This window comes from Gemmatimonadaceae bacterium, from assembly GCA_035533755.1.
Classification (GTDB): Bacteria; Gemmatimonadota; Gemmatimonadetes; order Gemmatimonadales; family Gemmatimonadaceae; genus JAGWRI01.
Genome location: DATLTC010000060.1, coordinates 120,521 through 138,623, shown reverse-complemented (window position 1 = coordinate 138,623; position 18,103 = coordinate 120,521). Strand labels below are relative to the sequence as shown.

Below are 18,103 nucleotides of genomic sequence, written 5' to 3'. Positions count from 1 at the left end.
AGCGCTGACCGGCCTCAGCGCCGGCCCGGGGCCCCGGTCCATCGCGCCAGCCGGCCGCGCGGCCCCGCGGCAAGTCCCACGCCGCCGCCGAATCGCACGACATTGAGGGGCAGCGTGTCGGTGGAGATCCACGATTCGCCGCCGTCGCGCGACACGACGGTGCCGGCGAGCCCCACTGCAACCATCGTGCCCGCGTTGCCCGCGTACGACACGCCGGATAGATAGGCGGGTGCGAGCGGTCCCCTGGCCGCGCGCCAGATGCGCCCGCCGTCTTCGGTGAGCGCCACGTTCACGGTCGGCGCGTGGGGTCTGGTGTATTCGCCGCCCACCGCGACGCCGTGCAGGGCGTCGCTGAACGCCACGGCGAAAATGCCCGATGCGCTGCCGCCGACGTGCACCGGCGTATCGCTCACGCTCCAGGTGCGACCGCGGTCGGAGGAGTGGAACACGCGCGCCGCGGCGGCGCCGCCGGTACCGATCCAGGCGTCGCGCGATCCCCACAGGGCGATGCTGGTGTTGCTGGCGGCGAAGGCGCCCTCGCCGCTCAACGTGGGCGGAAGCGCGCCCGGCGGCACGCGCGTCCACGTCTGCCCGCCGTCGTCGGTGACGAGGAGGAAGAGCGCGCCGTCCACCGGATCGCTGAGCGCGATGCCGTGCTGCGCGTCCCAGAACGCGAGTGCGTCGAGGAAGACGCCCTTGCGATCGGTGGTGTAGGTGGTGGTCCAGGTTTTTCCGCCGTCGGTGGTGCGGAAGATCCGCGCCTGACCGCTCTCGGCGGGCCCGGCGCTGGCCGCCACCGCCACTTGGGCGGAGAGGCCGACGATGGACCGCAGGTCGAGCGTGTTGGCGCCCGGCACGGAATCGACGGTCCATGACGCGCCGCCGTCGGTGCTGCGCGCCACCGTGCCGTGCGTGCCGCTGGCCCATGCCGTGCCATCGCCCGCCAGGCTGAGCCCGCGGAATTCGGCGCGCGTGGGCGCCGGAACGAGCTGCCACTGTGCCGCCGCGGGCGCGGCGACGAGCAGGGCCGCGGCGGCGGCGGCGTGGCGCGACAGGGCGCCGAGGGAACGGGCGGAGGTCACGGGGTGGGCTCCTGGCGGTCGGGAGGCGAATCGGACGCGGGAATGTCCGCCGCCGGATCGCCCGGGGGAAGTGGCAGGTCGTACCGGGGCAGGAGGTCGGGCAGGACCGGGATGTCGTCGATGCCGAGAATGTCGTCGGCGCGCCAGGCCACGTACAAGAAACCGAGCGACGCGACGATGGCGCCGCAGCCCTCCATCCAGTGGGCGTGGCGAAGGACGAACAGGAATGAGACGCCCACCGGGAGAAAGATGGTGCCGAACAGCGCGCTCACGGTGCGCAGCATGCAGCCGGGGTTGCTCAGGCGGGACATGGACGGGGGGCCTCGGGGTGGCCGAAATCTCCGAGCCCGGAGCGGTTGGGGCAAGCGCGGTTGCGGCCCACGCGGGGCACCCGCTACCGTGAGACGCTCCCACCCGACCGCCGATGCTCACCATTGCCGACATTGTTGCCGCCCGCGAACGGATCGCGGGACGCGTCCATCGCACGCCCACGCTGAGCGCCGAGCGCATCGGCGCGCGCGTGCCGGGGGGCGTGCGGCTGTCGCTCAAGTGCGAGCTCCTGCAGAAGACGGGGTCGTTCAAGGTGCGCGGAGCGCTGAACGCGGTGAGTCTGCTGACCGCGGCCGAGCGGGGGCGGGGCGTGGTGGCGGTGTCGGCCGGAAACCACGCGCAGGCGCTGGCGTGGGCGGCGCGGGCGGCGGGCGTCAAATGCACCGTGGTCATGCCGAGCGCGGCGTCGCAGGCCAAGCTCGACGCCACGCGCGGGTACGGCGCCGAGGTGGTGCAGTACCAGTGGGGCTCGGCGATGTTCGACAAGGCGCGCGAGTTGGCCGAAACGCACGGCTACGTGTTCGTGCATCCGTTCGATGACCCGCGGGTGGTGGCGGGCGCCGGCACCGTAGGGCTGGAGATTCTCGAAGACGCGCCCGACGTGGAAGCGATCGTGGTCCCGGTGGGTGGCGGCGGACTGCTGGCCGGCATCGCGGTGGCCGTCAAGGAGACCAAGCCCGGGGTGCGCGTGTTCGGCGTGGAGCCGGTGGGCGCGGCGGCGCTCCGGCGAAGCCTCGACGCCGGCGTGGTGACGCCGATCGACGCGCCGCAAACGATCGCCGACGGGTTGGCCGCGCCGATGACCACGGAGCTGCCGCTCTCGGTGGCGCAGCGCTACGTGGACGACGTGGTGCTGGTGACCGACGCCGAGATCGCGGAGGCGATGGCGGTGATCCTGTCCTCGGCCAAGCTGATGGCCGAACCGGCCGGGGCCGCCGCCACGGCGGCGCTGCTGTGTGGGCGGCTGCCGATGGCGCCGGGCGCGCGGGTGGTGAGCGTGGTGAGCGGAGGCAACGTGGACCTGGCGCGCCTCAAGGAACTGATCTAGCGGTCCGCCGGATCGACCCCGCCGCGCATGCGCGGCGCCACGCGCACCGCGGTGCCGTAGCAGAGCACTTCCGACACGCCGGACATGATCTCGGTGGCGTCGTAGCGCACGGCGAGCATGGCATTGGCGCCGAGTTGGGAGGCGTGGTCCACCGCGTTGGCGAAGGCGTCGGCGCGCGCGCGCTCGCAGAGGTCGGTGAGCAGCGAGATGTTGCCGCCCAGCAGCGTCTGGAACTTGGCGCCGATCGTGCCGACCACGGAACGCGAGCGCACGACGATGCCGCGCACGACGCCGAACGTGCGCACCACGTCGTAGCCCGCGAGATCGTTGGCCGTGGTGGTGAGGAACTCGGGGCCGGCGGGCGCCGGCGGTCGCGGAATGGAGGTCATTTATTTCTTGGTGTGGCGCTGCAGCCACCATTTGGTCCAGGCGACGATCGTGGCGCAGCCGGTCTGGCCGGCGATCTGGAACTGGGCCGGGGTCTCGGAGCCGTGGTACACCTCGATGGCGCCGACCTGGTCGGGGGTGAGGAACCCGTTGACGTCGCCGGGGCTCATCGAACTCCAGGGGGAGCCGTCGACCACGTAGTCCACGCATCCCCCGCCGCCGGGCGACCGGGTGTCGGTGATGTACGTGTCGTAGCCCGACGTGGTGACGCTGAGGCCCGGCACCGTCCGCAGGAGGTCGGTGAACTTGGGAGCCTGCCGGTTGTCGATCGCCTTCTCGTCCATGAAGTAGCCGAACCCGGACTTCCGGCGCTCGGTGAATCCCACGGCATCGAGGCCGCTGATGCGCTGGACCTCGGTGGTGACCGTGGGGAGCACCATGACCGAGTTGTCGAGTTCGAGGCTGACCGAGGCCGGGGCGATGCTGGACAGCTCGACGGCTTTCTCGGTGGGGGTGTAGCCGATGAGCATGGCGCGCACCACCTGCGAGCCGGAGGGCAGGCTGTCGAGCTTGAAGCTGCCGTCGGGGCCGGTGTTCACCGAGTGGAGCGTGCCCTCGAGCTGCACGCGGGCGCCGTGCACCGGCTTGCCCGATCCGTTGAGCACGCGCCCGACGAGCTGCGCGTTCATGGCGGGGCGGGGCGGCTGATGGTTGGTGTCGCCGGCGGCGACGGTGGCCGGAGCGGCTGCGGCGATGCTCATGCTGCGGAGCTCGAGCAGATCCTTGTCGAAGGTCACCGGCACGTCGCCGCTCTTCACGCCGCCGAAGGTGGCCTGGACCTTGCCATTGAACGTGGCCGGCAGGCCGCAGATGCGGTACGTGCCGTCGGGTCCGGTGACGGCCTCGCGCAGTCGCGGAATCTTGCGCAGCCCCGAGAGGTCGAACTCCGACCAGACGATGGAAACCTGCGCCTTGGGCATGGGCTCTTCGGTATCGGCATTGCGGACGCGGCCGAACAGCGCCGACGGTCCGCGGGTGAGCCAGGCGGCGGGACAGAGCATCTTGACGAGGCTGGCCGGCGACGGCGTGGTGATGTTGAGCGTCTTCTGCTCGCCGGCTGCGATCGTGATCACCGGAGTCACGAGCTGGACGCCGATGGAGTCGAGAATCGGGTGGGCGGCGATCAGCTGATACTTGCCCGGCGGGACGCTGTCGAAATGGAAGCTGCCGTCGGGGCCGGCCACGGTGATCATCGCCGTTCCGCGCATGGCGATCTGGGCGCCGCTCATGGGGCGGCCCCTCACGCTGTCATAGGCGATGCCGCTGATGGCGGCGGGTCTGGCGGGCTGTTGGGCGACGAGGGGGAGCGGGGCTCCCACTGCGAGGAGCGCCGCGACGAAGGCGGCGCGCAGGGTCACATCGGTACGCATTCCCAATACTACTACCGGACGGCGGTAAGGCTCCAGTCGAAGCCAAAATTGCGGTTTCGAGGTGCCGAGTGCATGGAACGCCGGACGTATCGGACAAGATGCCCGACGGTGTCGAGTTTCTAGGGCGTACTCTAGACAGTCACGACCTTGCGGGCATTTCCGGTCTATATGACACTTCGTCCGTACTAGCCTCTTCGACTCAAGAAGGAGCTGCCTGTGCTTGACGAGCGGAATCCACCGACGCCGGCGGATGCGCCGATCCGGGATCGAATTCGGAGAAGGTGGACGGTGCAAGATCTAGCGGACCGGGTGAAGCGGGCGCTGTACGAGCACTTCGAGCAAACGCTCGTCGTGGTGCTGGTCGCGTCGTTGCTGCTCATCAACTTCGTGGTGGATTACAAGCTCGCGTTCCTGAGCTTCTACTACCTGCCGATCATCGCGGCAGGATTCCTGTCGGGGCGCCGGAGCGCGGTGTGGGCGGCGGTGTTGACGGTGTTGCTGGTGACGTTCTTCCAGGCCGTCACCGGGCTGGGCGGCGTCGCCGGCATCAGCGCGGTGACGCTGACGTTCCTGGTGCCCTGGGGCGGATTCCTCATCCTCACGGGCTACTCGGTGGGCACGCTGTCCGAGCAGCACACGGAGCGGGCCGACGACGTGAAGCGGACGTATTTCGCGCTGCTGGAGTTGCTCACATTCCACCTCGACTCGGCCGACCGCTACCGCCGGGGCCACAGCTATCGAGTGGCGGAGCGGTCGGTGGCCATCGGGCGCAAGCTGGCGATGACGGCCGACCAGCTCGAGGAGCTGCGGGTGGCGGGGTTGCTGCACGAGATGGGCCCACAGGATCCGCGCGTTGCCCGGATGTTCGCGGACTTCCCGCGGGAGATTCGCGAGGTGCCGGTGGCGGCGTCGATGCGCGCCGCGCTGGACACGGTGACGTCGTATGGCCGGTACCACGAGCTGATCGGCGACGACTGGCCCATCGACGCGCTGCGCATCCCGATGGCGGTGAAGATCCTGGCCGTGGCCGACGCCTACGAGACGCTGCTCACGCCCACCGAGACGCGCCCGGCGTTCGCGCCATGGAACGCGCTCGAGGAGATCGATCGCAGCGCGGGCCGCACGTTCGCCACCGAGGTGGTGCACGCCCTGCGGCACACGATCGTGCCGGAGTACGCCGACTACGTGGCGGAGCAGCCGCCGCTCAAGCTAATCGTCACGCGGGGCGCCTGAACCGCGTCGCGCGCGGCGCGCCGCTTTGACGCGCCAGAGGCCCCAGGCGGCCACGAGCGCGCTCACGAGCGTCCACCCCACCACGAACACGTAGAGGGCGTGGCCGCCGCGCTGCTCGAGGTGCGATGCCTTGAGCACCGCCACGGCGATCGCGTCGAGGACGACGATGGCGCCGACCAGCTGGGCCAGGGCGCGCGTGGCGGGCGATTGCGTGCGCATCAGTTGGACAATCCGGAAGGGGGAGCGGGCCGGCTACCGCGGCGGTGGTGTCAACTCGCCGCGGCGCCCACGCGCCGATGCGAAGAATGCCGCGAGCGCGTCGAGGTCGGCGTCGATGTCGCCGGTGGTAGTGTACGCGGGGCCGATGGCCAGCGCATGGCGGGTCCAATCGAACGCGACCGGGATGATCGGCACGCCGGCGCCGCGGGCGATGTGGTAGAACCCGGACTTCCATCGCGGCACCGCTTTCCTGGTGCCCTCGGGAGAGACCGCCAGGAGCAACCGTTCCTGCTCGGCGAACCGGCTCACCGATTGGGCCACCATGTCCTGGGGCTTGGTGCGGTCCACCGGAATGCCGCCCAGCCAGCGCATGAGGCCGCCGAACGGGGGCCGGAACAGGGTGTGCTTGCCGAGCCATGCCGCGCGGAGCCCGAGCGCGAACTTGGCGGCGATCCCGATCACGAAGTCCCAATTGGAGGTGTGCGGGGCCACGATCACCACCGCTTGGGGGATGTTCGGTAGCGCGCCGTCGATATGCCACCGGAGGCGGGCGAGGCCCCACCGCCCGAGGGCGCGGGTCAAGGGGCCGCCGCTGGCCGGGAGGGCGTCACCCAGCTTGGGGATGCTGGCGCGAGGTGGCATCTGGCGGGCAAGCTATCGAGGGAACCCGAGGTGCGCCATAATATCGCCGTGCGAATCTCCGACGCCCTCGACCGAACCGCCCGCGACCACGCGGACCTGCCGGCGCTGTGCTGGAAGGAAGACGGACGCTGGGAGTCGCTCACGTGGAGCGGCTACCGGCAGCAGGTGCACCTTGCCGCGCGCGGGTTTCTGGCGTTGGGGGTGGAGCCGGGCAAGGGCGTGGCGATCATCGGCGCCAACTGCCCGGAGTGGCTCGTGGCCGATCTCGCCGCGATCCACGCGGGCGCGCTGCCCAGCGGCATCTACGCCACCTGCACGGCGGAGCAGTGCGAATACGTGGCGCGCCACTGCGAAGCGCAGGTGGCCGTGGTGGAGAACGCCGAGCAGCTGGCCAAGTTCCTGTCGGTGAGCGACGCCCTGCCGCAGCTGCGGGCCATCGTGCAGATGCATGGCGAGCCGGCCGCAGCCGGCGTGATCGCGTGGCCGGACCTGCTCCGCCGCGGCGCGCTGGTGGCCGAGTCGGCGCTGGAGCAGCGCCTGGCGGCGCAGTCGGCGGACGACGTGGCCACGCTCATCTACACGTCGGGGACGACGGGCGTGCCGAAGGCGGTGATGCTCACCCACGACAACGTCGTGTGGACGGCGGATACGGGCATCCGCGCCCTCGGGCTGCGGCCCGGCGACAACATTCTGAGCTATCTGCCGCTGAGTCACATCGCCGAGCAGATCGTGTCGTTGTTCGGGCCGGTGGTGTTCGGTGGATGCACGTGGTTTGCCGAGAGCATGGAGCGGTTGGGCGACAACCTGCGGGAAGTTCGGCCCGACTTCTTTCTCGGGGTGCCGCGGGTGTGGGAGAAGATCCAGGAGCGCATGGAGGCGGCGGGCGCCGAGAACTCGCCGCTGCGCAAGCAGCTGATCGCGTGGGCGCGCGGCGTGGGGATCGCGGGCGGCTACGCGGCGCAACAGGGGCGGCGGCGGCCGCTCCTGTATCCGCTCGCCGACGCGCTCGTATTCCGGACGGTGCGCAAGCGGCTGGGGTTCGACCGGGCGCGTGTGCTCGTGACGTCGGCGGCTCCGATCGCGCGGTCGACGCTCGACTTCTTCCTGTCGCTGGGGCTGCCGATCTGCGAGGTGTATGGGATGAGCGAGTGCACCGGGCCGGCGACGATCAGCACGCCGGGCCAGGTGCGCACGGGGAAGGCCGGGTTCGTGTTTCCCGGCGCCGAACTCAAGGTGGCCGAGGACGGCGAGATCTGCATGCGCGGCCGCCACGTGTTCAAGGGGTACTACAAGGATCCGGCGGGCACGGTCGACGCGCTGGATGCCGAGGGTTGGCTGCACTCGGGCGACATCGGCGACCTGGATGCGGACGGGTTCCTGCAGATCACCGATCGCAAGAAGGATCTCATCATCACGGCGGGGGGCGAGAACGTGGCGCCGCAACTCGTGGAGGGATACCTGAAATCGATTCCGGTGGTGAGCCAGGCGGTGGTGATCGGCGACCGGCGGCGCTATCTGGGCGTGCTGCTCACGCTCGATCCGGCTCGGCTGCCGGTGGACGCGCAGGCGGCGGGGAGTCCGGCCCGCGATCCGGCGAGCGCCGCGCAGTGCGAGAAGTTCCGGGCGTATCTGCAGCGGCACATCGACGCCGTGAACGCGCGGCTGGCGCGGGTGCAGGCGGTGAAGCGGTTCGAGATCATCGCCGGAGAGTTCACGGTCGAGGGCGGGGAGCTGACGCCCTCGCTCAAGGTGCGCCGCCGCGCGGTGGCCGAGAAATACGCGCGGGAGATCGAGCGGCTGTTCGGGTGACGCCGCGGCGTCAGCGGAGCATCTGCTTGGCGATCGTCTGGAGCTGCATGTTGGACGTGCCTTCGTAGATCGCGCCGATCTTCGCGTCGCGATAGAACTTCTCGGCCGGGAAGTCCTTGGTGTAGCCGTAGCCGCCGAACAGCTCCAGCGAGATCGACGTCACGCGCTCGCACACCTGCGAGGCATACAGCTTGGCCATGGCGCCTTCCATCACGATGTCGTGGCCGGCGTCCTTGAGGCGCGCCGCGTTGTACACCATGAGTCGCGCCGCCTCGACTTCGGTGCGCGCCTGGGCGAGTTGGAACTGGACGCCCTGGAAGTCGGCCAGCGCCTTGCCGAACTGCTTGCGCTCCTTGACGTACTCGGTGGCGGCCCGCAGCGCGCCCTGCGCCACGCCGATCATCTGCGCTCCGATGCCGATGCGTCCCTCGTTGAGCGTCTCGATGGCCACCTTGTAGCCCTGGCCCACGGGTCCGAGGACGTTCTGCGCCGGCACTTGAACGCCGTCGAGGATCAGCTCCGTGGTGCTCGACGCGCGGATGCCCATCTTGTCTTCCTTCTTGCCGACGCTGAATCCCGGGAATCCGCGTTCGACGACGAAGGCGGTGATTCCCTTGTAGCCGGCGGCCGGATTGGCGTTGGCGAAGATCACGTAGATCTGCGCCTCGGCGCCATTGGTGATCCACATCTTTCGTCCGTTGAGGATCCAGCGGTCGCCCTGCTGTTCGGCCCGCGTGGTCATCCCGAACGCGTCCGACCCCGAGCCCGGTTCGGACAGCGCGTAGGCGCCGGGCGTCCCGCCGGTGAGGCGGGGCAGGTAGGTGGCCTTGATGTGGTCGCTGCCGTAGGTGCGGATGGGATAGTTGACCAGCGTGTTCTGGACGTCGACCTGGATGGCGGCCGACGCGTCGATCTTGCTGATCTCCTCGACGGCGAGGGTGACCATCATCAGCGATCCGGCCGAGCCGCCGTAGTCCTCGGCGACCTCGATGCCCATCAGGCCCATGTCGGCGAAGGCCTTGGTGAGTTCGGGGTCGATGCGCCCCGCGCGCTCCATCTCCTGGACCCGGGGGCGAACCATCTCCTCGGCCATGGCCGCGACCGCGTCGCGGAACATGATCTCGTCGTCGGAGAGGGTGGTGAGCGGCGGGCGGGCCGCGGAGCGGTCGGCAGGCATGGGGACGCGTGGTGGAGGTGTGCGGATGCGCAGCGAGTCCCGAGAATATAAAGAAAGTGCAGGGCCTGGACCGGCCAATGGCAGGCTCGCTGCCGGCGGGGCGGCTAGAACATCGACCGGGCGCGAGTGCAGAGCGCCAGCAGGTCGTCGTCGGACATGGCGCGCCAGCCTGGCGGGGCGGGCCAGATCCGGCGGCGGTCGATCCTCGACGTGAAGATCAGCCCCGGATTCTCGGTCTGCGGCAGGACGTCCCAGTCGAGCGCCATCCGGAAGTCCCACTGGCTCTCGTCGTACACTTCCCACTCGATCCGATCGGCATCCACGAGCAATCGCGCGCCGGGATCGCGAAGACCGCCGGACGGGGGATTCTCTGGACGTTGTGGTCGGAACTCCATGTCGTGGGGGCCTGCCTGCCGGCCGCGCCGATCGCGGGAGCCAATCGAACGGGGGGGCGGGTTGTCGACAATATTAGAAAATGTCGCAAGACGGCATCGTCTGGGCGACCCTACCGCGAATTCCCTGCATAAGTAATGACGTGCCAAGGAGATTCAGGCAACCCTGGGGCGGGATGTCCGGCGCCGATCCGACTGCCCGGGCGCCGGCCGTTAGAGGCCCCCGGGCGCCTCACGTCGGCCGAAGACGTCGAGCGCGAGGTCCACCTTGCCGAACGGGGCCGAGACCTGGGCCCCCTGGAGGGTGTCCCGCACGCGGTCGAGCATCTCGCGGGCGATTGCCAGGCCCTCGGCCACGGCGTGATCGCGCGACCGTTCGTTGGCCCGGCGCATCCGGGTGATCACGGCGTCGGGCACGCTCACGCCGGGCACTTCATTGGCCAGGAATTCGGCGTTGCGCACCGAGACCAGCGGCCAGATGCCGGCGATGACGGGAATGCGGACGTGAGCGATGCGCGCGAGGAAGCGCTCCAACTGCTCCACATCGAACACGGGCTGCGTGATGGCGTACTCGGCGCCCGCATCCACCTTCCATTCGAATCGCTTCACCTCGTGTTCGAGATCGACCGCGGCCGGGTTGACTCCCACGCCGATCACGAACCGCGTGGGCTTCCCGATCGGATTGCCGCCGGGGTCGAGACCGCGGTTGAGGTTGTGGACGAGGTTGGTGAGCCCGATCGAATCGATGTCGAAGACGGCGGTGGCATCGGGGTAGGGCCCCATCTTGGGCGGGTCGCCGGTCACGAGCAGCAGGTTGTGGAGTCCGATGGCGGCGGCGCCGAGCAGGTCGGAGAGCATGCCGAGCAGGTTGCGGTCGCGGCACGCGTAGTGGGTGACGGTCTCGATGCCCACCTGCTGCTGGATGAGCACGCTCGTCATGAGCGCGCCCATGCGGCTCTGGGCGCGAGGTCCGTCGGGCACGTTGACGGCGTCGATGCCGGCCGCGTGGAGGCGGCGCACGTCGGCCAGCATGGTGGTGGCGTCCACGCCGCGGGGGGGGACGATCTCCACGGACGTGACGAACTCGCGGGCGGCGATCTTCGCGCCCCAGCGCGACCGCTCGGCCAGGGGGACGACGGCGGGGAGTTGCGGCGTCGCGACGGCGTGGGCGGTGTCGAGCGATTCGGATCGGGCGCGCGCGTCCGCCAGGCGGGGCGCGAGCGGGCGGACGCCTTCGGCGATGGCGTGGATGTGGGCCGGCGTGGTGCCGCAGCAGCCGCCGACGATCTTGGCGCCCGCCTGCACGAGATGCCGCGCGTAGGTGGCCATGTATTCCGGGCTGGCCATGTACATGCTGCGCCCGCCGACATCGCGGGGCATGCCGGCGTTGGGCTGGGCGCTGAGCTTGCGTTGCGTGACGGGGGCCATGCGCTCGATGGCTTCGAGGATGGTCTGCGGTCCCACGGAGCAGTTGAGGCCGATGACGTCGGCGCCCCATGCATCGAGCGCGCGGGCGACGTCTTCGGGCGTGGCGCCGTAGGGGGTGAGCCCATCGACGCCGATCGTCATCTGCGCCACCACCGGCATCGTGGGGTCCACCTGACGCGCGGCGCGAATGGCCTGTTCGATCTCGTGGAGGTCGGAGAAGGTCTCGAGGATGAACAGCTCGGCGCCGCCGTCGCGCAGCCCTTCCATCTGCTCGCGGAAATGGGCGCGCGCCTGGTCGAGGCTGGTGGGGCCGAACGGTTCGAGCCGGACGCCCAGCGGCCCCACGGCGCCGGCCACGAGCACGTCGTGGTTGCCCGCCACTTCGCGGGCGATCTGGGCGGCGGCGCGGTTGAGCTCGTGCACCTGGGCCTCGAGGCCGTGCTGGGCGAGCTTGACGCGGTTGGCGCCGAAGCTGTTGGTCTCGAGCACCTCGGCGCCGGCGCGGACGTATTCCTGGTGCACGGCGCGCACCAACTCGGGGGCGCGCGTGTTGAGCTCGTCGTAGCACTGGTTGATGAACACGCCGCGCGCGTAGAGCATGGTGCCCATGGCGCCGTCGAACACGATGATGCGCGCCGGGTCGAGAAAGCGTTGCAGCGAGTTGGGCGTGCTCATGTGGCAGCTCCGGCGGCGGTGCGCACGGCGTAGTACTTGGCCTCGGGGTGGTGCACGATGAGGGCCGCCGTGCTCTGCTCGGGAACGAGCTGGTAGGACGTGGTGAGCGTCATGCCCAGGTCGCGCTCCGCGGGCAGGAGTCTGAACACCACGGCGTGATCGTCGAGATCGGGACAGGCGCCGTAGCCCCACGAGTAGCGCTTGCCGCGTCCGCCGGGAATGCCGAGTTCGTGGCGGGTGCGGCGGTGGAGCCATTCGGCCACGGCTTCGGCGGTCTCCACGGCGAGTCCGTGGAGGTAGTACGCTTCGGTGTATTCGGCGGCCTGCTGCAGGCGGTCGAACTCGCGTGACGCGGCGTCGCCCACGGTGACCACCTGCAGCGCCACGACGTCCATGTCGCCCGATTCCACCGAGCGGAAATAGTCGGCGAGGCAGAGCCGCTCGCGCCCGTCCTGGCGCGGGAAGGTGAAGCGGGCGATCTCCGCGGCCGTGCCGTCGCGCGCATAGGCATCGGGGTCGTACACCACCAGGGCGTTGCCGCGGGATTGCGCGGGGAAGTACCCGTACACGGCCTGGGGGGTGAGCCAGCCCTCGTGGCGCGCGCGGTCCTTGAGGCGGGCCAGCGTGGGCTCGAATTCCTCGCGCACCAGGCGGTCGAACTCGTCGCCCGAGCCGCGGGCGCCCCACTGCAGGCGGTAGAGCTCGTCGAGGTCGAGCAGTTCGAACACCTCGTCGAGGGGGATGTCGCGCAGGGCGCGGGGGCCGTAGAAGGGCGCGGCGGGCACCGGGTGATCGGCGCGGACGCCGCTGCGCCGCTCGTCGTCGGTACCGGCGCGGATGTCCTTGCCGGCCGCGGAGTGGAGGAAGACGTCGTTGCGCGCGTCGTCGTGCAGCTGGCGGGTGACGGCGGCGCGCCGGTCGGGGTTCTGCAGCGCCTCCATCGTCTCCAGCCCCTCGAACGCGTCCTTGCAGTAGAACACGCCGGGCTCGTACGCGCGTTCGCCGTCCACGAACATGGCGCGGCGGCCGAACCGGCGGTTGATCGCCGCGCCGCCGATGAGCACCGGAATGCGCATGCCGCGCTTGTCCAGCTCCTGCACGCACAACGGCATCTGCTTGGAGGTGGAGACGAGCAATGCCGAGAGGCCGATGGCGTCGGCGTTCACCTCCTGCGCCTTCTCGAGGATCGTGTTCACGGGCACCTGCTTGCCGAGGTCGAACACGGTATAGCCGTTGTTGGAGAGGATCGTGTTGACGAGCGACTTGCCGATGTCATGGACGTCGCCGTACACGGTGGCGAGAACGACGCGTCCCTTGGTGTAGCCCTCGGCTTTCTCGAGGAACTGCTCGAGGTGCTTGACCGCCTTCTTCATCACCTCGGCCGACTGGAGCACGAACGGCAGGATGAGGTCCCCGGCGCCGAACCGGTCGCCCACCTCCTTCATGGCGGGCAGGAGCACGTCGTTGAGCACGCGCACCGGGTTGGTGCGCACGCCAGCGGCGTCGAGCACGGCTTCGATGCCGTCCTTCTTGCGGTGGACCACCATCCACCGCGCCTTCTCGTCCGGCGTCATGGCCGAGGTCGGGTCGGCGATCGGCGCGCCGGAGGCGGTGGCCGGCCCGGCGGCGCCGGCGCTGAAGTGATCGATGAAGTGCTGCAGCGCGTCCGGATTCCGATTGAACACGAGGTCGTCGGCCAGCGCGCGCACCGTATCGGAGATCTCGGCGTAGGGGACGATGTGGGCCGGGTTCACGATCGCCATGTCGAGTCCCGCTTCCACGCCGTGGTGCAGGAACACGGAGTTGAGCACGGCGCGCGCCGCCGGCGCCAGCCCGAAGCTCACGTTCGACACGCCGAGCGAGGTGTACACGCCGGGCAGCTCGCGCTTGATGAGCCGGATGCCTTCGAGTGTTTCCCAGGCGGAGTCGATCCACTCGGCGTCGCCGGTGGCGAGCGTGAAGGTGAGGGCGTCGTAGATCAGGTCTTCCGGGGCGAGGCCGTACTCGTCGACGACGATGTCGTAGATCCGGCGCGCCACCTCGAGCTTGCGCTCGCGCGTCTTGGCCATGCCCGCTTCGTCGATCGTGAGCGCGACCAGCGCGGCGCCGTGGCGGCGCGCGATCGGCACCACGGCGTCGATGCGCGCGCGGCCGTTCTCCATGTTGATGGAGTTGACGATGGCGCGGCCGGGCACGTGCTGGAGGGCCGCTTCGATCACCGCCGGCTCGGTGGAGTCGATCATCAGCGGCAGTTCGACGCTCATCGAGAGGAGCTTGACGAGCGTGGCCATCTGTTCGGCTTCGTCGGCGCGTTCGGTGACGGCCACGCAGACGTCGAGCACGTGGGCGCCGGCTTCCTGCTGCTGGCGCGCGACCTCGACGATGCCTTCATAGTCGTCGGCCAGCAGCAGCTGCTTGACCTTGCGCGAGCCCTGGGCATTGACGCGCTCGCCGATGAGCAGCGGCGGCGGCTGCTGTTCGAGCGTCGTGGCGCGCATGGCCGACGACACGCGCGGCACGTGGGCGATCCGCGATTCCCACGGCGAGGCGGCGCGGTGGGTGGCGCGCACGGCGCGGACGATCGCGTCGAGGTGCTCGGGGGTGGTGCCGCAGCAGCCGCCCACGATCCGCACGCCGAACTGCTCCACGAATTCGCCGAGCATGGCGGCCATCGGCTCCGGTTGGAGCGGATACACGGCGTCGCCGGTGCCGGTGTTGAGCGGCAGGCCGGCGTTGGGGATGCACGACACCGGGCGCGTAGCGTTCTCGGCGAGGTACCGGATGGGCTCGCGCATGTGCTCGGGGCCCGTGGAGCAATTGAGGCCGATCACGTCCACGCGCAGCGATTCCAGCGTGGTGAGCGCGCTGGCGACGTCGGTGCCGAGGAGCATGCGGCCGCTGACGTCGAGCGTGATCTGCGTCTGCACGGGCACGCGGTAGCCGAGCTCGGCGAACAGCCGCTCGAAGCCGGCCATGGCCGCCTTGACCTCGAGGATGTCCTGGGCCGTCTCGACGAGGAGGAGATCGACGCCGCCCTCGACGAGGGCCCTGGCCTGGGCATGGTAGTTCTCGGCCAGCTCGGCGAACGTGACGTTGGAGAGGGTCGGGTCGCTGCTCGACGGGAGCATGCCGGTGGGGCCGATCGACCCGGCCACAAAGCGAGGGTTGCCGGGGGTGGAATAGCGGTCGCACGCGGCGCGGGCGAGGCGTGCCGCGGCCACGTTCAGCGCGTGCGTCTCGGGCTCGATTCCCCACTCGCGCAGGCGGCGGGGGGTGGACTGGAAGGTGCAGGTTTCCACGACGTCGCAGCCCACGGCGAGGAACGATTCGTGGATTTCCCGGATCACGTCGGGGCGGGTGAGCACGAGGTGATCGTTGCAGCCTTCGAGGCGCGTTCCGCCGAAGTCTTCCGCCGTGAGATGGTAGCGCTGGATATTGGTGCCCATCGCGCCATCGAAGACGAGGACGCGACGTGACAGTTCAGCGAGGTACTGGCCCGGGGGCAAGGTGCTGGGCATCGCGAGTGGTGGAAAACGAAAAGGGCCCGGAGCAGGGAGCGCCGAGCCAGGCGCTTTAGCGATTGTTTAACGTGGCCGCAATTTGCCGAAAATCGCCACGGACGGTTGTCCCTGCGCATATTAAAGGGCGGGGCGGGGAGCGGCAAGCGACCGGGCCCCAGGCCATTCTCTCGAGACTCATCCGACGATGTCCACTCCGATCGACCAATCTTCGCGCGGCAAGCCGGCGGGCGATCAGGACCTCGAGCCGTTTCGCGAAGTTCTGAACCAGTCGCCGCTGGCGATCACCGTGGTGGGCCTCGACGCGCGAGTGCTGATGTGGAATCCGGAGGCCGAGCGGCTGTTCGGATGGAAGGCGGAGGATGTGATCGGGCGGCAGCCGCCCCACGTGCCGCCCGACGCCTTCCCGGCCATGATGGATCACATCCGGAACGCCGCTGAGGGCCATCCGCTGCGGGCCGGCGAGGTGGTGCGTCTGCGACGCGACGGCACGCGGGTGAACGCGCTGTTCCACACGGCGGCGCTCCGCGACCGGAGCGGCCGGGTGGTGGGGATCATGGGGATGTTCGTGGACGTCACGGAGCGGCGGCAGATCGAGATGCGCCTGCGCAACGCGCAGAAGATGGAGGCGGTGGGTCTCCTGGCCGGGGGCGTGGCGCACGACTTCAACAATCTCCTCACCGCCATCAAGGGATTCTCGGCGTTGCTGCTCGAAGCGGTGGGCGACAACCAGGCGGCCCACGAGTGCGTGGATGAGATCGTGCGGGCGTCGGAGCGCGCGGCGGGGCTCACCGGGCAGCTGCTGGCGTTCAGCCGGCGCCAGCTGCTGCGCCCCGAAGTCCTGGATCTGAACAAGCGCATCCGCCAGATGCAGCCGATGCTGCGCGTGCTCGCCGCGAGCACGATCGAACTCACGCTGGACCTCGAGGAGCCGATCGATCCGGTGCTGGCCGACCCGGTGCAATTCGAACAGGTGGTCCTGAACCTCGTGATGAACGCGCGCGACGCCATCGAGGACCGGGGCCGGATCACGATCCGGACGCGCCCCGTGACCCTCGACGCCGAGTTCGGGCGCTGGGGGGTGACGCCGAAGCCCGGTCCGTACGTGCGCCTCGACGTGATCGACACGGGGGTGGGGATGGATCCGCTCACCGTGGCCCGGGCCTTCGACCCGTTCTACACCACCAAGGACACGGGCACGGGGTTGGGTCTGGCCACGGTGTTCGGGATCGTCAAGCAGAGCGGCGGATACGTGTGGCCTGCCACGGTACCCGGCAAGGGGACGACGTTCTCGGTGTATCTGCCGCGGGCCAAAGACGCGCCGGTGCTGCCGTTGCCGGCGCCGACTTCGTCGCCGTCGGCGGTCGAGGCCGACGAGGAGCCGCACGGCGAGCCGCGGCTGACGCTCGTGCCGCGGACGCCGACGGCGCCGTCGCGCACGCGGGTGATCTCGGGTCGCACGACGGTGCTGGTGGTGGACGACGAGGCGGCGGTGCGCGACGTGCTGCGCCGGGCGCTCTCGCGACGACGCTACACGGTGCTCGACGCGCCGTCGGGCGAGGAGGCGCTGCGCGTGAGCCGCGCGTTCGGCGAGCACATCGATCTGCTGATCACGGACATCCGCATGCCGGGCATGACGGGCCTGGAGCTTCGCGATCTCCTCGTGGCCGATCGGCCCAACATGCACGTGCTGTTCATGTCCGGGCACGCCGACGAATTCACGCGGCGGGAGTTGAGCGACGCCAACACGCCCTTCCTGGCCAAGCCGTTCAGCATGGAAGGGCTGGAAGAGGCGATGCAGGCGGCGATGGCGGTGGTCGAGGGCTAACCCTCGCCCACCGCGCGGCGGACGGCGTCGGGTTCGATGCCGTCCAGCTCCACGATCTTGGCGCGCCCCGTGTGACCGCTCACGATGCGCACCGCGCGGCGCGGGAGCGCGAACGTCTCGGCCAGGAACGCGACCAGCGCCTCGTTGGCGGCGCCGTCCACGGGCGGCGCGTGGAGCCGCACCTTGAGCGCCTGGCCGTGCACCCCGGCGATCTCGCTGCGCGCGGCGCGCGGTTGCACGTGCACGCTCAGCCGCACGCCGCCGGCGCGCGCGCGCACGTCGAGCGCCATCAGGGGATGTGCAGCAGGCTCTGCAGCAGCCAGAGCGCGAAGTAAGCCAGCACCGGGGTGATGTCGATGGCGCCGAGCGGCGGCACGAAGGACCGGAGCGGCCGGAGAATCCATTCGGTGAGCGGATACGTCCAGTGGATCCAGCGCGAGTACGTGGGAACGGGCAGCCACGACGCGATCACCCGCACCATCAGCGCCACCCGCACGACCGTGAACGCCCACGAGAGCAGGAGGACGGGCAGCACCGCCGGGTGCTGCACGGCCCACGCGATCTGGAGCACCACGCCGGCGATGGCTTCGACCGTGGTGAGCACGAGGGCGCCGGCGACGAGCAGGATGACCAACCCCCACCAGGGCGCCGTGGCGCCGCGGCCGCCGGCGCGCAGGAGCACGCGCTCCACCGGCATCAGCGCGGGGTCCACCCACCGTCTCGAGAACCGGCCGGCGGCGGAGAACGGACCGAGCCGCCGCGTGCGCACGCCCCAGGCGACGGCCGCCGCCGCCGTGGCCACCAGCGCCGCGCCGAGGAGTATGCCGCGCAGCACCGCCACGAACAGCGCGTAACCGCCGAGTGTCTCCGTCATGGACGAAAGGTCGACGACGGGGGGCGGCGCA

The 18,103-nt window shown here is 70.1% G+C and carries 16 protein-coding genes and 1 riboswitch; of the genes, 4 read left to right on the top strand and 12 right to left on the bottom strand.

The window, feature by feature from the left end; translation table 11 throughout:
• Nucleotides 1–14: 14 nt before the first annotated feature.
• Together VNE60_09465 and VNE60_09460 are read right to left on the bottom strand one after the other, a co-directional pair.
• The gene (locus VNE60_09465) at nt 15–1,082 is read right to left on the bottom strand and encodes a hypothetical protein (protein HVB31738.1); all 1,068 of its coding nucleotides are present in this window, start codon (nt 1,080–1,082) and stop codon (nt 15–17) included.
• A complete protein-coding gene (locus VNE60_09460) occupies nt 1,079–1,393 on the bottom strand; it encodes a hypothetical protein (GenBank protein HVB31737.1) in 315 nt (104 codons plus the stop codon). The genes VNE60_09465 and VNE60_09460 overlap by 4 nt, the downstream gene beginning before the upstream one ends.
• A 113-nt stretch (nt 1,394–1,506) precedes the next feature.
• On the opposite strand from VNE60_09460, the gene VNE60_09455 reads away from it, so the two are divergent.
• The gene (locus tag VNE60_09455) at nt 1,507–2,460 is read left to right on the top strand and encodes a threonine/serine dehydratase (GenBank protein HVB31736.1); all 954 of its coding nucleotides are present in this window, start codon (nt 1,507–1,509) and stop codon (nt 2,458–2,460) included.
• Here VNE60_09455 and VNE60_09450 read toward each other — a convergent pair.
• Both VNE60_09450 and VNE60_09445 read right to left on the bottom strand, forming a co-directional pair.
• Nucleotides 2,457–2,849, bottom strand: coding sequence for a YbjQ family protein (locus VNE60_09450; protein HVB31735.1), 393 nt, complete (start codon nt 2,847–2,849; stop codon nt 2,457–2,459). The two genes, VNE60_09455 and VNE60_09450, sit on opposite strands and share 4 nt — an antisense overlap.
• Complete coding sequence (locus VNE60_09445) at nt 2,850–4,277, bottom strand: carboxypeptidase regulatory-like domain-containing protein (GenBank protein HVB31734.1); 1,428 nt, start codon at nt 4,275–4,277, stop codon at nt 2,850–2,852.
• 288 nt (nt 4,278–4,565) lie between these two features.
• Here VNE60_09445 and VNE60_09440 point away from each other — a divergent pair, with 288 nt between their 5' ends.
• Nucleotides 4,566–5,510 carry a hypothetical protein gene (locus tag VNE60_09440; protein ID HVB31733.1) on the top strand — a complete coding sequence of 315 codons (945 nt, stop codon included), beginning with the start codon at nt 4,566–4,568 and terminating at the stop codon, nt 5,508–5,510.
• Here the strand turns inward: VNE60_09440 and VNE60_09435 are convergent.
• Both VNE60_09435 and VNE60_09430 read right to left on the bottom strand, forming a co-directional pair.
• On the bottom strand, nt 5,487–5,729 hold the full coding sequence (locus VNE60_09435) for a hypothetical protein (protein ID HVB31732.1): 243 nt from the start codon (nt 5,727–5,729) through the stop codon (nt 5,487–5,489). The two genes, VNE60_09440 and VNE60_09435, sit on opposite strands and share 24 nt — an antisense overlap.
• Before the next feature lie 33 nt (nt 5,730–5,762).
• Nucleotides 5,763–6,371: a lysophospholipid acyltransferase family protein gene (locus tag VNE60_09430; GenBank protein ID HVB31731.1), complete on the bottom strand. Its 609-nt coding sequence runs from the start codon at nt 6,369–6,371 to the stop codon at nt 5,763–5,765.
• Nucleotides 6,372–6,419: 48 nt separating this feature from the next.
• Between VNE60_09430 and VNE60_09425 the strand changes: the two genes are divergently transcribed.
• The gene (locus tag VNE60_09425; protein HVB31730.1) at nt 6,420–8,180 is read left to right on the top strand and encodes an AMP-binding protein; all 1,761 of its coding nucleotides are present in this window, start codon (nt 6,420–6,422) and stop codon (nt 8,178–8,180) included.
• Nucleotides 8,181–8,190: 10 nt separating this feature from the next.
• Here the strand turns inward: VNE60_09425 and VNE60_09420 are convergent, their stop codons facing one another.
• The 4 genes from VNE60_09420 to metH all read right to left on the bottom strand — a co-directional run bounded on the left by VNE60_09420 (nt 8,191) and on the right by metH (nt 15,370).
• The gene (locus tag VNE60_09420; protein HVB31729.1) at nt 8,191–9,357 is read right to left on the bottom strand and encodes an acyl-CoA dehydrogenase family protein; all 1,167 of its coding nucleotides are present in this window, start codon (nt 9,355–9,357) and stop codon (nt 8,191–8,193) included.
• 104 nt (nt 9,358–9,461) lie between these two features.
• Entirely contained in the window at nt 9,462–9,752 is a 291-nt protein-coding gene (locus tag VNE60_09415) for a hypothetical protein (GenBank protein ID HVB31728.1), read from the bottom strand.
• A gap of 210 nt (nt 9,753–9,962) precedes the next feature.
• A complete protein-coding gene (locus VNE60_09410; GenBank protein ID HVB31727.1) occupies nt 9,963–11,852 on the bottom strand; it encodes a bifunctional homocysteine S-methyltransferase/methylenetetrahydrofolate reductase in 1,890 nt (629 codons plus the stop codon).
• A complete protein-coding gene (metH, locus tag VNE60_09405; protein HVB31726.1) occupies nt 11,849–15,370 on the bottom strand; it encodes a methionine synthase in 3,522 nt (1,173 codons plus the stop codon). The genes VNE60_09410 and metH overlap by 4 nt, the downstream gene beginning before the upstream one ends.
• 35 nt (nt 15,371–15,405) lie before the next feature.
• Nucleotides 15,406–15,479, bottom strand: a riboswitch (SAM riboswitch).
• 78 nt (nt 15,480–15,557) lie between these two features.
• Between metH and VNE60_09400 the strand changes: the two genes are divergently transcribed.
• Entirely contained in the window at nt 15,558–17,198 is a 1,641-nt protein-coding gene (locus VNE60_09400; protein HVB31725.1) for a PAS domain S-box protein, read from the top strand.
• On the opposite strand, the gene VNE60_09395 is transcribed toward VNE60_09400, so the two are convergent.
• Both VNE60_09395 and VNE60_09390 read right to left on the bottom strand, forming a co-directional pair.
• Nucleotides 17,195–17,488 carry a DUF167 domain-containing protein gene (locus VNE60_09395; GenBank protein ID HVB31724.1) on the bottom strand — a complete coding sequence of 98 codons (294 nt, stop codon included), beginning with the start codon at nt 17,486–17,488 and terminating at the stop codon, nt 17,195–17,197. The two genes, VNE60_09400 and VNE60_09395, sit on opposite strands and share 4 nt — an antisense overlap.
• Nucleotides 17,488–18,072 carry a YggT family protein gene (locus tag VNE60_09390; protein HVB31723.1) on the bottom strand — a complete coding sequence of 195 codons (585 nt, stop codon included), beginning with the start codon at nt 18,070–18,072 and terminating at the stop codon, nt 17,488–17,490. Before VNE60_09390 ends, VNE60_09395 begins: the two co-directional genes overlap by 1 nt.
• Nucleotides 18,073–18,103 lie beyond the last annotated feature (31 nt).

Excerpts from the sequence above, each read along its gene's own strand:
- VNE60_09390 (HVB31723.1), bottom strand. The coding sequence starts at position 18,072 with ATGACGGAGACACTCGGCGGTTACGCGCTGTTCGTGGCGGTGCTGCGC.
- VNE60_09445 (HVB31734.1), bottom strand. The coding sequence starts at position 4,277 with ATGCGTACCGATGTGACCCTGCGCGCCGCCTTCGTCGCGGCGCTCCTC.
- VNE60_09395 (HVB31724.1), bottom strand. The coding sequence starts at position 17,488 with ATGGCGCTCGACGTGCGCGCGCGCGCCGGCGGCGTGCGGCTGAGCGTG.
- VNE60_09435 (HVB31732.1), bottom strand. The coding sequence starts at position 5,729 with ATGCGCACGCAATCGCCCGCCACGCGCGCCCTGGCCCAGCTGGTCGGC.
- VNE60_09400 (HVB31725.1), top strand. The coding sequence starts at position 15,558 with ATGTCCACTCCGATCGACCAATCTTCGCGCGGCAAGCCGGCGGGCGAT.
- VNE60_09450 (HVB31735.1), bottom strand. The coding sequence starts at position 2,849 with ATGACCTCCATTCCGCGACCGCCGGCGCCCGCCGGCCCCGAGTTCCTC.
- VNE60_09430 (HVB31731.1), bottom strand. The coding sequence starts at position 6,371 with ATGCCACCTCGCGCCAGCATCCCCAAGCTGGGTGACGCCCTCCCGGCC.
- VNE60_09460 (HVB31737.1), bottom strand. The coding sequence starts at position 1,393 with ATGTCCCGCCTGAGCAACCCCGGCTGCATGCTGCGCACCGTGAGCGCG.
- metH (HVB31726.1), bottom strand. The coding sequence starts at position 15,370 with ATGCCCAGCACCTTGCCCCCGGGCCAGTACCTCGCTGAACTGTCACGT.
- VNE60_09455 (HVB31736.1), top strand. The coding sequence starts at position 1,507 with ATGCTCACCATTGCCGACATTGTTGCCGCCCGCGAACGGATCGCGGGA.
- VNE60_09420 (HVB31729.1), bottom strand. The coding sequence starts at position 9,357 with ATGCCTGCCGACCGCTCCGCGGCCCGCCCGCCGCTCACCACCCTCTCC.
- VNE60_09415 (HVB31728.1), bottom strand. The coding sequence starts at position 9,752 with ATGGAGTTCCGACCACAACGTCCAGAGAATCCCCCGTCCGGCGGTCTT.
- VNE60_09410 (HVB31727.1), bottom strand. The coding sequence starts at position 11,852 with ATGAGCACGCCCAACTCGCTGCAACGCTTTCTCGACCCGGCGCGCATC.